Source organism: Gryllotalpicola protaetiae (assembly GCF_003627055.1).
GTDB classification, from domain to species: domain Bacteria; phylum Actinomycetota; class Actinomycetes; order Actinomycetales; family Microbacteriaceae; genus Gryllotalpicola; species Gryllotalpicola protaetiae.
This window is the reverse complement of the sequence record NZ_CP032624.1, coordinates 1527261-1542786: the sequence shown is the minus strand read 5'-3', so window position 1 is coordinate 1542786 and position 15526 is coordinate 1527261. Positions and strand designations below refer to the sequence as shown.

The window sequence follows — 15526 nt, the reverse complement described above, 5'->3', positions numbered from 1 at the left end:
GTTCAGACCATGAACGATCGAACGGATGCCTTGGGCGACGCCGTCGACGCGGTGGCCCGCCTCGCTCGTATGCTCGAGCGCTCGGCGCTGCCGCTGAGCCTCGCAGACTTCCGTGTGCTGAGCGCGATCGACTCCGGCGAGGACCGCGCGAGCCGCCTCGCCCAGCGGCTCGCCGTCGGCAAGCCGGCCATCAGCGCGACCGTCGACTCGCTCGCGAAGCGCGGGCTCATCGAGCGCACCAAGGTCGAAGGCGACCAGCGCGCGACGGCGCTCGCGCTCACGCCGGCCGGGGTCGCCGAATACGAGCAGGCGCGGGCGCGCCTCGCCGAGCGTGTGCGCGCCGTGACCGCCGAGACGAGCGACCCGGGCGCAAGCATCCGCTCGCTCGCCGAACTGGGCGACGCCATCGAGAGCTACCGCGTGACCCAGGCGCAGGCGAGCGTATGACCGAGCAGAAGCCGGTGAGCTGGGTCGCGCGGCTCTGGTCGTACGTGCTGCGGCACCGCACCGGGCTGTACATCGCGCTCGGCGCCGCGCTGCTCGGCAGCGGCTGCCAGGTGCTCACGCCGCTCGTCGCTCGGCAGATCGTCGACACCGTCATCGGCCACCACCAGGGCAGCCTGTGGGTGTGGCTCGGGGTGCTGCTCGCGCTCGCCGCGGCGAACTTCGTGTTCGCGCACCTGCGCCGCTACCGCGGCGGCAAGGTCGCGCTCGAGGTGCAGAACGACCTGCGCAACGACATGCACGACCACCTGCAGTCGATGGACTTCACCAACCTCGACCGGATGCCGACGGGGCAGCTGGTCGCGAGAGCATCCTCCGACTCGGGTCTCGTCATGATGCTGCTCAACTTCCTGCCGGTCGTGAGCGGCAACGTCGTGCTGCTCGTGCTCTCGCTCGTCGTGATGTTCGTGCTGTCGCCGCTCTTGGCGCTGGTGGGCATCGCGATCATCCCGGCGCTGATCTTCGTCTCGTACCGCATGCGCTCGCGCGTGTTCCCCGCCACGTGGGACGCGCAGCAGCGCGAAGGCGAGCTTGTGCAGATCGTCGACGAGGACACCGGCGGCGTGCGGGTGGTGAAGGCGTTCGGCCAGGAGCGCCGAGAGCTGAGGCGGCTGACGGATGCCGCGACGAAGCTCTACGGAGCGCAGATGCGGTCGACGCGCATCCAGTCGAGGTTCCAGCCGCTGCTCGAGTCGATCCCCGCGTTCGGACAGGTCGGGATCCTGGCTCTCGGCGGCTGGCTCGCGCTGAACGGGAACATCACGCTTGGAACCTTCCTCGCGTTCTCGACGTACGTCGCGCAGATGCTCGCACCCGCCCGGCAGCTCGCCGGCATGCTCGCCATCGCCCAGCAGGCCCGCGCAGGGGTGGAGCGCATCGCGCAGCTGCTGGACACGCCGCCCGCGATCGCGGATGCGCCGGATGCGGTGGTGCTCGCGGCGCCGGAGCGCGGCGCGGCCGCGGCAACCGACACGGCGCGCGGCGCGACTGTGTCGTCCAGCATCGCGCACGGCGCGGTCGAATTCGACGACGTGCACTTCGCTTACGGCGATGACGCGCGGCGCCGCTCTGACGAGCACAGCACGCTCACCGGGTTCTCGCTGCGGGTCGCCGCGGGCGAGCGGGTCGCGCTGGTCGGCGCAAGCGGCTCCGGCAAGTCGACGGCCGCGATGCTGATCCCGCGGTTCTATGACCCCGCGCGAGGCGCCGTGCGCGTCGACGGCATCGACGTGCGGCGGCTCACCCTGCACTCCCTGCGGTCGCAGATCGGCGTCGTCTTCGAAGAGAGCTTCCTGTTCAGCGACTCGGTGCGCTCCAACATCGCGTACGGCCGGCCCGAGGCATCCGACGCAGAGATCGAGCGCGCCGCGCGGATAGCGCAGGCCGACGGGTTCATCGCCGCCCTGCCGCGCGGCTACGACACCGTCGTCGGCGAGCGCGGGCTGTCGCTCTCGGGCGGCCAGCGGCAGCGCGTGGCGCTTGCCCGGGCGATCCTCGCGGACCCGCGCATCCTGATCCTCGACGATGCCACCAGTGCGATCGACGCGCGCACCGAGGAGGCCATCCACGACGGCCTGCGCGAGGTCCTGGCCGATCGCACCGTCGTGCTGATCGCGCACCGCCAGTCGACGCTGCACCTCGCCGACCGGGTTGTGCTGGTCGACGGCGGGCGGGTCGTCGACGAGGGCACGCACGACGAGCTGATGGCGCGCAATGCCGCCTACCGGGTGCTGCTCTCCGGCATGGAGGACGGCGAGACGGCCGCCGGCAGCGCGGCCGCCACCGGCGACATCGACTCTGTCGCCGCGTACGGAAAGGTCACGTCGGGCGCGTGGCGGCGACCTGAGGCGGCGGATGCCTCGACCTACGGCGCCCGCAGCGCCGTGCCCGCCGCTCCGAGCCTCGGGCCGGGCCTCGGCGGCACCGGTGGCGGCGGCATGGTGCGCCGCGCGCTCGCCGCGACCCCCGAGCTGATCGCCCGCGTCGAGAAGCTGCCGCCCGTGAAGGACTTCCCCGAGGTCGACATCGACCGCGAGGGCGCCCACCGGCCGCACTTCTCGCTGCGCTCGCTGCTCGCCGACTACAAATGGCCGCTGCTGTTCGGCCTGCTGTTCGTCGTGGTCGACGCCGTCGCCGGCCTGCTCGGCCCGGTGCTGGTGAAGAACGGCATCGACCAGGGCGTGGTCACCGGTTCGACGGCGGCGATCCTCGCGGCATCCGCCCTGTTCTTGCTCGTCACCCTTGTGGATCTCTTCGACCAGATCGCCGAGACCTTCGTGATGGGCCGCACCGCGCAGCGCGTGATGCTGAGCTTGCGCGTGCGGGTGTTCGCGCAGCTGCAGCGGCTGTCGCTCGACTACTACGAGCGCGAGATGGCCGGCCGCATCATGACGCGCATGACGACCGACATCGACCAGTTCGAACAGCTAGTCGAGAACGGGCTGCTCGCCGCGCTGGTCGCGTTCGTGACGTTCGTGGGCGTCGGCGTCGCGATCCTGATCGTGAACCCGCTGCTGGGTGGCGCGGTGCTCGTCGTGATCATCCCGCTCGCGATCGCCACGGTGATCTTCCGGCGGCGTGCCGCGGTGCTCTACGAGCAGGCGCGCGACCGCATCGCGATCGTGAACGCCGACTTCCAAGAGAGCCTGTCGGGCGTGCACGAGGCCCAGGCGTTCGTGCACGAGGGTGCGACCAAGGCGCACTTCCACCGCCTCGGCGGCTCGTACCTCGAGGCGCGCGTCGCCGCTCAGAAGCTCGTCGCGACGTACTTCCCGTTCGTGCAGTTCCTGTCGTCGGTCGCCGACGCGATCGTGCTGGGGCTCGGCGCGTGGCTCATCGTGAACGGCCACTTCACGACCGGTGCGCTGATCGCGTTCCTGCTGTACGTCGACATGTTCTTCTCGCCGATCCAGCAGCTGTCGCAGGTGTTCGACGCCTGGCAGCAGACGACCGTGTCGGTGCGCCGCATCGCCGGGCTGATGGCACTCGACTCGCTGACGCCTGAGGCGCAGTCCCCCGTCTCGCCCGGCCGACTGTCGGGCACGCTCACGCTGGAGGACGTGCACTTCGCCTACCCCGCCGTGACCGCGCGGCCCGGCGTGCAGGAGCGCGGGCCGCAGGACGCCCGACTGGCGACGCCGGTCGAGGCATCCGTCTCGAAGCCCCCAGAGGCATTGCGCGGGGTGTCGCTCGATATCGCTGCGGGCGAGACGGTGGCGCTCGTCGGCGAGACCGGCGCGGGCAAGTCGACGGTGATGAAGCTGCTCGCGCGTTTCTACGACGTCGACCGCGGCACGGTGCGTGTCGACGGTCACGACGTGCGCTCGCTCGCGCTCGGCGCCTACCGCGCGCAGCTCGGCTACGTCCCGCAAGAGGCGTTCCTGTTCACCGGCACGGTGCGTGACAACATCGCGTACGGCAGGCCAGAGGCGACGGATGCCGCGGTCGAGGCCGCCGCCCGCGCCGTCGGCGCGCACGACTTCATCGCGGCGCTGCCGAACGGCTACCTGCAGGAGATCACGGAGCGCGGCCGCTCGCTGTCGGCCGGTCAGCGGCAGCTGATCGCGCTCGCGCGGGCGCAGCTCGTCGACCCGGCGATCCTGCTGCTCGACGAGGCCACGTCGAACCTCGACCTCGCGGCCGAGGCGCGCGTGACCGCCGCGATGGAGCGTGTCGCCTCCGGCCGCACCACCGTGCTGATCGCGCACCGTCTGCAGACGGCGCGCACGGCCGACCGCATCGTCGTGCTCGGCGGCGGGGGTGTTCTCGAGGTCGGCTCGCACGACGAACTGCTCGCCGCCGATGGTTCGTACGCCTCGATGTGGCGTGCCTTCGAGCTCGCGTCGGAGCGCGCGTAGCCTCGCCGCGGGGAGACGGCTTTTGCGCCGGTTACGGACTAGAACGGCCACGCGATCGGAACGACGACGACGGCCACGACGAAGGCCCAGGCGGAGACGACCGACCCGAGGCGCCAGAAATCCCCGAAGTGGTACCCGCCCGGCGCGTACACCGACAGCGTCACGGCGTTCGCGACCGGCACGACGAACGAGGTGCTCGCCCCGAGTGCCACGCCCAGGATCATCGGCAGCGCCGCCACGTGCAGATCGCCGGCGGTCGCCACGGCGATCGGCAGCATCACGAGCGCCGACGACGTGTTCGAGATGAACTGGCTCAGCACTGCGGTGACGAGGAACAGCCCGATGAACACGGCGTATGGACCGAGGCCGCCGATGCCGTCCACGACCCGATCGCCGAGCAGGCTCGCCGCCCCGGTCTTCGACATGGCGACGGCCGGGGCGATCATCGCCCCGATCAGGATGCAGGTGCTCCAGTCGACGCTGCGTGCGAGCACCGGCACGCTGACCACACGCAGCAGCACCATGAGCACCGCGCAGCTCGCGGCGGCGATCGCGGGCGGCACGACGTTGAACGCGAGCAGCCCGATGAGCAGGGCGAGCACGGCGAGCGAGAGGTACGCGCGCACCCCGAGCCGGGCGACAGGGACCTCGGATGCCGCCGGCGCCACCGCCTCGAAGCTGGCCGTCGTCGTCGGGATGTCCACCGCGAGCGGCCGACGCGTCGGCAGCAGCCGGTCGCCGAGCAGCACCACGATGACGATCGTGCCGATGACCTGCGGGATGCCGACGAGAGCCCAGGCGAAGAATCCGAACGGCCCTGCACCGGCCAGGTCGATCCTCTCTGCCGCCACCACGTTGACAGGGCTGCCGAGCAGGCTCAGGTTCGCGCCGGCCGTACAGGCGAAGGCGAGCGGGATCATCAGCTTCGACGGCGCGGTGACCGTGTGCACCGCGATCGCGGCGACGATCGGCACCATGGCGACGACGGCGCCGTTCATGCCCATCAGCGGGCTGAACACCGCGGCGAGGCCCATGATCGCGACGAGTCGCCAGGTCGCGTTGCCGCCCGTGTGCCGCAGCAGCAGCTGCCCCGCCCACGCGGCCACGCCGGATTCCTCGAGAGCGACCGCGATCGAGAAGAGCGCGACGAGCAGGATGACGACCGGATCGCCGAACCCGCTCAGCGTCTCGCGCAGGGTGAGCACGCCCGTGAGATACAGCGCGAGGGCGGTGCCGACGGCGACGATGACCGCGGGCGCGCGGTTCCAGACGAAGAGCACCATCGCGAGCACGATGGTCGCCAACGTGATCACGATGTGCGGGTTCACCGATTCGATACTGCCGCAGTGCGTGAGGAATCCGTTAGGGAAAAACCGACGGGCGCACGGGTTCTGTTAGGGGCGCCCTGACGGTGCGCATACGGGTCTTCACTCGTCCCTCGTGGACATTCTGTGGATTCTGGGCGTCATCGCCCTGGCCGTCGTGGTGGCGCTCGCCGCCAAGGGGGTCGAGAAGCTGTGATCTTCTTCGACATCCTCGCGGCAGCCCTTGCTCTCGCCGCTCTCGCGTACCTCGTGTACGCCCTGCTGAAGCCGGAGAAGTTCTAGGTGGACGCCTGGCTCTTCCTCGCACAGTTCGCGACCCTCGCCGTCGTGCTCGGGCTCTGCTACCGCCCGCTCGGCGACTACATGGCGAACACCTTCACCACACGGCGCGACCTCGGGGTCGAGCGCGGCTTCTACCGTCTCATCGGCGTGAAGGCCGGCGCCGAGCAGAGCTGGCCGCAGTACCTGCGCGCCGTCCTCGCGTTCTCGGTCGTCGGCGTGTTCTTCGTCTACCTCCTGCAGCGGCTGCAGGAGTGGCTGCCGTACTCGCTCGGCCTGCCGAACGTCGCGCCCGGCCTCGCGTTCAACACCGCGATCTCGTTCATGGCGAACACCAACTGGCAGTCGTACTCGCCGGAGCTCACCATGGGCTACACGGTTCAGATGGCCGGCCTCGCGGTGCAGAACTTCGTATCGGGCGCCGTGGGCATCGCGGTCGCGGTCGCCATCGTGCGCGGCTTCGCGCTGCGCAAGAGCGGCACGATCGGCAACTTCTGGGTGGATCTGACCCGCGCGACCGTGCGGATTCTCGTGCCGATCGCCGTCATCAGCGCCGTGGTGCTCATCGCGGGCGGCGTCATCCAGAACTTCAATCCGGTCACTGCTGTGCACACGATCGCGGGCGGCGTGCAGAACCTGCCGGGCGGCCCGACCGCCTCGCAGGAGGCCATCAAAGAGCTCGGCACCAACGGCGGCGGCTTCTTCAATATGAACTCGGCGCACCCGTTCGAGAACCCGACGGCCTGGACGAACCTCTTCGAGACGTTCCTCATGCTCCTCATCCCGTTCGCGCTGCCGCGCACCTTCGGTCGCATGGTCGGCGACAACCGCCAGGGCTACGCGATCCTCGCGGCGATGGGCGTGCTGTTCACGGCATCCCTCATCGCGGGCACGCTCTTCGAGCTGCACGGCGGCGGCGACAGCGCGATCGCCGCGGCGGGCGGCGCGATGGAGGGCAAGGAGCAGCGCCTCGGCATCATCGGCTCGCTGATCTTCGACACGACGGGCACGAGCACCTCGACCGGCGCGGTCGCGTCGATGCACGACAGCATGACGAGCTTCGGCGGCATGATGATGCTGATCAACATGATGCTCGGCGAGGTCTCGCCGGGCGGCGTCGGCACCGGCCTCTACGGCATGCTCGTCATGGCCATCGTCGCGGTGTTCCTCGCCGGTCTGATGATCGGCCGCACGCCCGAGTACCTCGGCAAGAAGATCGGCGCCCGCGAGATCAAGCTCGCGAGCCTCTACTTCCTGACCACCCCGACCCTCGTGCTCATCGGCGTCGGCCTGAGCTTCGCGATCCCGCCCGTGCTGCACGACCTCACGCACACGAGCATCTGGAACCCCGGCCAGCACGGCTTCAGCGAGGTGCTCTACGCGTTCACCTCGGCCGCGAACAACAACGGCTCCGCCTTCGCCGGCATCACCGCGAACACGCCCTGGCTGAACGCCTCGCTCGGCGCGGCGATGTTCCTCGGCCGCCTGCTGCCGATCGCGTTCGTGCTGGCGCTCGCCGGGTCGCTCGCCGCTCAGGACAAGGTGCCTGTCACCGCCGGCACCCTGCCGACCCACCGCCCCCAGTTCGTCGGGCTGCTCGTCGGCACGGTCCTGCTCGTGTCGGCACTCACCTACTTCCCCGTGCTCGCGCTCGGGCCCATCGCAGAAGGACTGCACTGATGACCGCCGTTACCGATCGACCCACGTCGTCGGCTCCCCACCGCGCCCAGGCGGGCGCCTTCACGCCCCGGCAGCTCTGGACGAGCCTGCCCGAGTCGTTCCGCAAGCTGAACCCCCGCGACATGTGGCACAACCCGGTCATGTTCATCGTCGAGGTCGGCGCCGCGCTCACCACGCTGCTGGCCATCTTCCAGCCGTCGGCCTTCACCTGGTGGATCACCGTCTGGCTGTGGCTGACCGTGCTGTTCGCGACCCTCGCAGAGGCCGTGGCAGAAGGCCGCGGCAAGGCGCAGGCGGCGACGCTGCGTAAGACCCGCACGATGACGCTCGCGAACCGCGTGCTGGGCTATGACGAGAAGACGGATGCCTCGGCCGAGCAGGCACGGCAGGAATCCGTCGCCTCCGCCGACCTCGGGCTGAACGACGTGGTCGTCGTGACCGCCGGCGAGCTGATCCCCGGCGACGGTGACATCGTCTGGGGCATCGCCTCGGTGGACGAGTCGGCGATCACCGGGGAATCCGCCCCCGTCGTGCGCGAGTCGGGCGGCGATCGCAGCGCCGTCACCGGAGGCACCCGCGTGCTGTCTGACCGCATCGTCGTGAAGATCACGTCGAAGCCCGGCGAGACCTTCGTCGACCGCATGATCGCGCTCGTCGAGGGTGCCGCGCGGCAGAAGACACCGAACGAGATCGCGCTCAACATCCTGCTCGCGAGCCTCACGATCATCTTCGTGGTGGTCGTGCTCGCGCTCGGCCCGACGGCCGGCTTCGCCCACGCCGCGCCGACCGTGACAGTGCTCGTCGCCCTCCTCGTCTGCCTGATCCCGACGACGATCGGCGCGCTGCTGTCGGCCATCGGCATCGCCGGCATGGACCGCCTCGTGCAGCACAACGTGCTCGCCATGTCGGGCCGCGCCGTCGAGGCCGCGGGCGACGTCAGCACGCTGCTGCTCGACAAGACCGGCACGATCACCTACGGCAACCGGCAGGCGGCGGAGTTCCGCGCAGTCACCGGCTCAGACGGTGACGAGCTCATCGAGGCGGCTGCCCACGCGTCGATCGCCGACCCGACCCCTGAGGGCCAGTCGGTCGTCGCTCTCGCGCAGTCCCTCGGCCACGCCCAGCTGGGTCGAGTCGACGGCGAGGTCGTGCCGTTCACCGCGCAGACGCGCATGTCGGGCGTCGACTACCCCGACGGCAGCCAGGTGCGCAAAGGAGCGCCGAGCGCGGTGCTCGCGTGGGTCGCCGAGTCGTCGACCGGGGCGGAGTTCGCCGAGGCGAGAGCCGACCTCGAGTCGCAGGTGGCGCACGTCTCCGGGCTCGGCGGCACGCCGCTCGCAGTCGCGGCGAAGGCCGCGGACGGCAGCGCGCGCCTGCTCGGAACGATCTACCTGAAGGACGTCGTCAAGACCGGCCTGAAGGAGCGCTTCGCCGACCTGCGCCGCATGGGCATCCGCACCGTCATGGTGACGGGCGACAACCCGGTGACGGCAGCCGTCATCGCCCGAGAAGCCGGCGTCGACGACGTGCTCGCGGAGGCCACCCCTGAGGACAAGCTCGCGCTCATCCGCCGTGAGCAGGAGGGCGGCCACCTCGTTGCCATGACCGGCGACGGCACGAACGACGCGCCCGCGCTCGCGCAGGCCGACGTCGGCGTCGCGATGAACACGGGCACGTCGGCCGCGAAGGAGGCCGGCAACATGGTCGACCTCGATTCCGACCCGACGAAGCTCATCGACATCGTGACGATCGGCAAGCAGCTGCTCATCACGCGCGGCGCGCTCACCACCTTCTCCATCGCGAACGACGTGGCGAAGTACTTCGCGATCATCCCCGCGATGTTCGTGACGGCGTTCCCCGGCATGCAGGCGCTCAACATCATGCGGCTGCACTCGCCGGACTCCGCGATCCTCTCGGCCGTGATCTTCAACGCGCTGGTCATCATCGCGCTGATCCCCTTGGCGTTGCGCGGCGTGCGCTACCGCCCGTCGCTGGTCTCGGCGCTGCTCGGCCGCAACCTGCTCATCTACGGCGTCGGCGGCATCATCGCCCCGTTCATCGGCATCAAGCTGATCGACCTGCTCGTCAGCCTGATCCCGGGTTTCTGAGACTGAAGAAAGAAGTCATCACCATGCCTGCAACCACCCGCGCAGGAGTGCGGCAGTACTGGGTCGCGATTCGAGCGATGGTCGTGCTGACGGCCGCGCTCGGCATCGCCTACCCGCTCGTCATCACGGGCATCGGACAGCTCGGCTTCCACAGCCAGGCGAACGGCTCGCAGTTCCAGACGGATGCCGGTTCGGGCTCGACCCTGATCGGCCAGTCCTTCACCGACACGAAGGGCAAGCCGCTCACCCAGTGGTTCCAGACGCGCCCGTCTGCTGCGACGTCGGATGCCGCGCCGAACGGCTATGACGCGAACGCGTCGCTCGGCTCGAACTGGGGGCCGAACAACCCGGACCTCGTGAAAGCGATCGACGAGCGCAAGAAGGTGATCGAGCAGACCTACGGAGTCGCGGCGTCCCAGATCCCCGTCGACGCGCTGACGGCGTCCGGCTCCGGCCTCGACCCCGACATCTCGACCGACTACGCGCGGCTTCAGGTGGCGAAGGTCGCCGCGACGCGCGGCATCAGCGCGGCATCCGTTCAAAAGCTGGTCGAGCGGAACACGCACAGCCGCGATCTCGGCTACCTCGGCCAGTCGTATGTGAATGTGGTTCAGCTGAACCTGGACCTGTCCAAGATGGACCCTGACGGCAACAAGTAGCCAGGCGCGGCGGCGGCGTGTACGGCGCCGTGCCGGGTGCACCGGGCCGGGACCGGCGCGCAGAAAGGCAGAGGCATGGGTCGGGGCAAGCTGCGGGTCCTGCTGGGGGCGGCACCCGGTGTGGGGAAGACCTACACGATGCTCGAAGAGGGCCGCCGCCTCGTGGGCGAGGGCAAGGATGTCGTCGTCGCGGTCGTCGAGACCCACGACCGCGCGGCGACGGCAGGCATGCTCGAAGGGCTCGAGGTCGTGCCGCGCCGCACCATCGACCACCGCGGGGTCGAGCTCACCGAGCTCGACCTCGACGGCGTGCTCGCGCGGCATCCCCAGATCGCACTCGTCGACGAGCTGGCGCACACGAACGCGCCGGGCACACAGCACGAGAAGCGCTGGCAGGACGTCGACGACCTGCTGGATGCTGGGATCACGGTGTTCACGACGGTGAACATCCAGCACATCGAGTCGCTGAACGACGTGGTGGAGCAGATCACGGGCGTCGTGCAGCGCGAGACCATTCCGGATGCCGTGCTGCGCGCCGCCGACCAGATCGAGGTCGTCGACCTGACGCCGCAGTCGCTGCGCGACCGGCTGTCCGAGGGCCTGGTGTACCCGGCCGCGCGCATCGACGCGGCGCTGTCGAACTACTTCCGCCTCGGCAACCTGACCGCGCTGCGCGAGCTCGCGCTGCTCTGGCTGGCCGACGAGGTCGACACGGCGCTGCAGGCGTACCGCGCCGAGCACGGCATCGACTCCAAGTGGGAGGCGCGCGAGCGCGTCGTCGTCGCCCTCACCGGCGGGCCCGAGGGTGAGACGCTGCTGCGCCGTGGCGCCCGCATCGCGGCGCGTTCGGCCGGCGGCGAGCTGCTCGCTCTGCACGTCGTCAGCCAGGACGGTCTGCGCGAGCCGCACCCCGGCGCGCTCGCCGCGCAGCAGGCGCTCGTCGACAAGCTCGGCGGCTCGTACCACCAGGTGGTCGGCGATGACGTGCCGCACGCGCTGGTGGACTTCGCGCGGGCATCCAACGCCACTCAGCTCGTGATCGGCGTCTCGCGCCGCACCCGGCTGACCGCGTTCCTGACCGGCCAGGGCGTCGGTGCGACGGTCATCCGCGAGTCCGGCGACATCGACGTGCACATCGTGACCCACTCGGCGGCGGGCACGCACCCGTTTGTGCTGCCGCGGGCGCGCGGCTCGCTGTCGTGGCGCCGGCTGGTGATCGGCTTCGTCTTCGCCTTCTTCGCAGGGCCGCTGCTGACCTGGTTCCTCTGGTCGTTCCGCTCGCCCGACGCGCTGACGGCCGAGGTGCTGTCGTTCCAGCTCATCACGGTCGTCGCGGCGCTCATCGGCGGCATCTGGCCCGCGCTCTTCGCCGCGGTTCTCTCGGGCGTGACGCTCGACTTCGTGTTCGTGCAGCCGTACTACACGATCACGATCGCACGGCCGCTGCACCTCGCGGCACTGCTGCTCTACGTCGTCATCGCCGCCCTGGTGAGCTTCCTCGTCGACCAGGCGGCGCGGCGCACGCGCGCGGCGCGGCGGTCCGCGGCCGAGTCGGAGGTGCTCGCGACGGTGGCCGGAAGCGTGATTCGCGGTGACGACGCTGTCGAGGCGCTCGTGGTGCGGGCGCGCGAGGCGTTCGGGCTGGATGCCGCACGCCTCGTCGCGTCGGACGGCACGGTGCTCTTCGAGGTGAGCGCGACGCGGAGGCCGCCGGTCGCGTCTGCGACCCCGCCTGTCGCATCTGCCACCTTGTCGGTCGACTCGCCGGAGCAGCCGGTGAAGGGAGACCGCCGCGGCCCCGCGCCGATGGCCGAGCCGGTCGGCGAGCGGGCGACACTCGAGCTCTACGGCCCGTCCCTCGAGAGCTCGGACCGCCGCATCCTCGCGGCGATCGTCACGCAGCTCGACGCCGCGCTCGAGCACCGCGACCTCGCCGACACGGCGGAGGCGCTGAAGCCGCTGGCCGAGACCGACCGGGTCCGCTCGGCGCTGCTCGCCGCCGTCGGTCACGACCTGCGCCGGCCGCTCGCCGCGGCGACAGCCGCCGTGTCGAGCCTGCGCTCGCCGCGCATCCGCCTGTCCGAATCGGACAGAGACGAACTGCTCGCCACCGCGCAGACCGGGCTCGAGAACCTGGGCGCGCTCGTCACCAACCTTCTCGACGTGAGCCGCGTGCAGGCGGGTGTGCTCGCCGTCAACCTGCAGCCAGTCGACGTCGACGACGTTCTGCCCTCGGCTCTCGAAGAGCTCGGCGTCGCGCCAGGCGCGGTCGTGCTCGACGTCGCTGAGGCCGTGCCGGCGGTGAGCGCCGACCCCGTGCTGCTGCAGCGCGTCGTCGTCAACCTGCTCGCGAACGCGTTGCGTTTCACGGCGCCTGACGCCCCGCCACGGCTCGCGGTGAGCGCGTTCGGCGACGACGTGCAGCTGCGCATCGTCGACGCAGGCCCCGGCGTTCCGGACGAGCGCAAGGACGCGATCTTCCAGCCCTTCCAGCGCGAGGGCGACACCGACAACACGACCGGAATCGGCCTCGGCCTCGCCCTGTCGCGCGGCTTCGTCGAGGGCATGGGCGGCACGCTCACCGTCGAGGACACCCCAGGGGGCGGCCTCACGATGGTGGTCACTCTGCACACGGCACCTGCGGGAGGCATCCGTTGAAAATCGTGGTCGCCGACGATGACCGGCAGATCCTGGGCGCGCTGCGCATCATCCTGAGCGCGCGCGGCTATGACGTGGTGCTCGCGCGCGACGGCAAGGAGGCGCTCGACAAGGTCGTGAACGACCACCCCGACGTCGTCGTGCTGGACCTGGGGATGCCGGGCCTCGACGGCCTCGCCGTGATCCAGGCGATCCGCGGCTGGTCGACGGTGCCGATCCTCGTGGTGTCGGGGCGGGCCGACTCGACGGACAAGGTCGAGGCGCTCGACCTCGGCGCCGACGACTACGTCACCAAGCCGTTCCAGACCGACGAGCTGCTGGCGCGCATCCGCGCGCTCGGGCGCCGGAAGGCGGGTGTGGCCGAGGGCGAGCCGGTCGTGCGGTTCGGTGACGTGACCGTCGACCTCGGGGCGCGGCGGGTGGTGCGCGGGGCACCGGGGGCTGAAGCATCCGTTCGCCTGACCCCCACCGAGTGGCAGCTGCTCGAGCTGCTCGTGCGCAACCCTGACCGGCTGGTGACGCGCGAGACGATCCTGACGGAGATCTGGGGGCCGAATCACACGGCCGACACCGGCTACCTGCGGCTCTACCTGTCGCAGCTGCGGAAGAAGCTCGAGCCGGAGCCGTCGCACCCGCGGTATCTGCTGACCGAGGCCGGCATGGGGTACCGTTTCGCGCCGGCCTCGGCGTAGCAGGCTCCAAGATGGACTCAACGCGTCCGCCGACGCTGCAGGAAAGGCGATCATGAGCCACCCCAACGGCCCGCGCACCGGCCGCCCACCCGCCGTCGCGCCCAACGGCGTGGTCTCGACCCCGCACTACCTCGCCAGTTCGGCCGGGCTCCACGCGCTGCGCCGGGGCGGCAGCGCGGTCGACGCGGCGATCGCCGCCAACGCGGTGCTGTGCGTCGTCTACCCGCACATGGCGGGTCTCGGCGGCGACGGATTCTGGCTGATCGCCGAGCCGACCGGCGCCGTTCACGCAATCGACGCGAGCGGGCCGGCCGGGGCCGGAGTGTCGATCGACGAGTACCGCGCACGCAGCACCGACGGCACCATCGCGGCGCGCGGGGCCGCCGCAGCTCTGACCGTTCCCGGCGCCGTCGACGGCTGGCGACTCGCGCACGAGCGCTTCGGCAGGCTGCCGTGGGACTCGCTGTTCGGTTCGGCCATCGACCTGGCGCGCGGCGGGATGCCGGTGAGCCGGTCGCTCGCCGACTGGCTGGTGGTCGACGCGCCGATCCTTTCGCGGTCGGAAGCTGCGGCATCCGTCTATTTGCCCGGCGGCCGGGTGCTGCGCGAGGGCGCCAAGCTCGTGCAGGCAGGCCTCGCGCGCAGCTTCGAGGCGGTCGCCGCGGGCGGCGCGCGCGCCGGGTTCTACGAAGGGGTCGTCGCCGAGCGTTTCGCCGCCGCGCTCGGACCGCAGGGTTCGCCGCTCACCGCCGCCGACTTCGCCGCGTACCACGCCGAGTGGGTCGAGCCGATCAGGGGCCGCTACCGCGGCTACGAGGTCGTCGAGCTGCCGCCCGCCACGCAGGGCTTCACGGCGCTGCAGCTGTTCAATCTGCTCGACGGCTTCGACGTCGCGTCGTGGGGCGAGGGCACCGCCGACTACTACCACCACCTGGCCGAGGCGGTGAAGGTCGTCTTCGCCGACCGCGACGAGTGGCTCACCGACCCGCGCTTCGTCGACATCCCAGTCGACACGTTCATCAGCCGCGAGTACGCCGACTCGCGCCGCGGCCTGATCGACCCGGAGCACGTGCTCGACATCGACGCCGTGCCGCCGGGCATCCCCTACCCGACATCGCACGCGCACGTCGCGGCCGATGGCGACACCTGCTATTTCACGGCGGCGGATGCCGACGGAATGGTCGTCTCGCTGATCCAGTCGGTCTACCACGACTTCGGCAGTGGCGTCGTGGCGGGCGACACCGGCATCATCGCGCAGAACCGCGGCGCGTTCTTCTCGCTCGACGAGAACCACCCGAACCGCCTCGAGCCGGGCAAGCGCACCTTCCACACGCTCGTGCCCGCGCTGCTGCTCAAGGACGGTCTGCCCGAGCTCGCCTTCGGGTCGATGGGCGGCGAGGGCCAGCCGCAGTCGCAGGCGGCGATGGTCACGCGCATCGTCGACTTCGGTTTCGACGTGCAGCAGGCGATCGAGGCGCCGCGCTGGCTGATGGGCCGCACCTGGGGAACCCCGTCGCGCAAGCTGTCGCTCGAGGGCCGCATCTCGGATGAGGTCGTGCGCGAGCTGAAACGCCGTGGCCAGCCGGTGCAGTCGGTGACTGACTGGAACGACAACATGGGGCACGCGCAGGCGATTCGCATCGACCGCGAGCAGGGCTTCTACGAAGGCGGTGCGGACCCGCGCGGCGACGGTGCCGCCCTCGGCTACTAGCGCGGCGCGGCAACCTTTCACGCCGTCCCATCCCGGCCTCAACAGGCAGAGTC

General features: G+C 70.6%; 10 protein-coding genes. 9 read left to right on the top strand and 1 reads right to left on the bottom strand.

Annotated features, from left to right (window positions below):
• The first annotated feature begins 9 nt into the window (after positions 1-9).
• Positions 10-447, top strand: a complete 438-nt coding sequence (locus D7I44_RS07480; protein ID WP_120788920.1) for a MarR family winged helix-turn-helix transcriptional regulator — start codon at positions 10-12, stop codon at positions 445-447.
• Entirely contained in the window at positions 444-4361 is a 3918-nt protein-coding gene (locus D7I44_RS07475) for an ABC transporter ATP-binding protein (protein WP_120788919.1), read from the top strand. Before D7I44_RS07480 ends, D7I44_RS07475 begins: the two co-directional genes overlap by 4 nt.
• Positions 4362-4399: 38 nt before the next feature.
• Here the strand turns inward: D7I44_RS07475 and D7I44_RS07470 are convergent, their stop codons facing one another.
• Positions 4400-5689 (bottom strand): SLC13 family permease, encoded by a 1290-nt coding sequence (locus D7I44_RS07470; protein ID WP_220093845.1) that lies wholly within the window; start codon positions 5687-5689, stop codon positions 4400-4402.
• Between the two features lie 189 nt (positions 5690-5878).
• Between D7I44_RS07470 and kdpF the strand changes: the two genes are divergently transcribed.
• From kdpF to ggt, 7 genes are all read left to right on the top strand, one after another.
• Entirely contained in the window at positions 5879-5968 is a 90-nt protein-coding gene (gene kdpF / locus D7I44_RS07465) for a K(+)-transporting ATPase subunit F (RefSeq protein WP_120788918.1), read from the top strand.
• Positions 5969-7645, top strand: a complete 1677-nt coding sequence (gene kdpA, locus D7I44_RS07460; protein ID WP_120788917.1) for a potassium-transporting ATPase subunit KdpA — start codon at positions 5969-5971, stop codon at positions 7643-7645. It abuts the gene before it with no gap.
• Positions 7645-9753 carry a potassium-transporting ATPase subunit KdpB gene (gene kdpB, locus D7I44_RS07455; RefSeq protein WP_120788916.1) on the top strand — a complete coding sequence of 703 codons (2109 nt, stop codon included), beginning with the start codon at positions 7645-7647 and terminating at the stop codon, positions 9751-9753. Before kdpA ends, kdpB begins: the two co-directional genes overlap by 1 nt.
• A 23-nt stretch (positions 9754-9776) precedes the next feature.
• Positions 9777-10412: a potassium-transporting ATPase subunit KdpC gene (gene kdpC, locus D7I44_RS07450; RefSeq protein ID WP_120788915.1), complete on the top strand. Its 636-nt coding sequence runs from the start codon at positions 9777-9779 to the stop codon at positions 10410-10412.
• A 75-nt stretch (positions 10413-10487) separates the two neighbouring features.
• The gene (locus D7I44_RS07445) at positions 10488-13070 is read left to right on the top strand and encodes an ATP-binding protein (protein ID WP_120788914.1); all 2583 of its coding nucleotides are present in this window, start codon (positions 10488-10490) and stop codon (positions 13068-13070) included.
• Positions 13067-13762 carry a response regulator gene (locus tag D7I44_RS07440; RefSeq protein ID WP_120788913.1) on the top strand — a complete coding sequence of 232 codons (696 nt, stop codon included), beginning with the start codon at positions 13067-13069 and terminating at the stop codon, positions 13760-13762. The genes D7I44_RS07445 and D7I44_RS07440 overlap by 4 nt, the downstream gene beginning before the upstream one ends.
• 52 nt (positions 13763-13814) lie before the next feature.
• Positions 13815-15473: a gamma-glutamyltransferase gene (ggt, locus tag D7I44_RS07435; protein ID WP_120788912.1), complete on the top strand. Its 1659-nt coding sequence runs from the start codon at positions 13815-13817 to the stop codon at positions 15471-15473.
• The last annotated feature ends 53 nt before the right edge of the window (positions 15474-15526 follow it).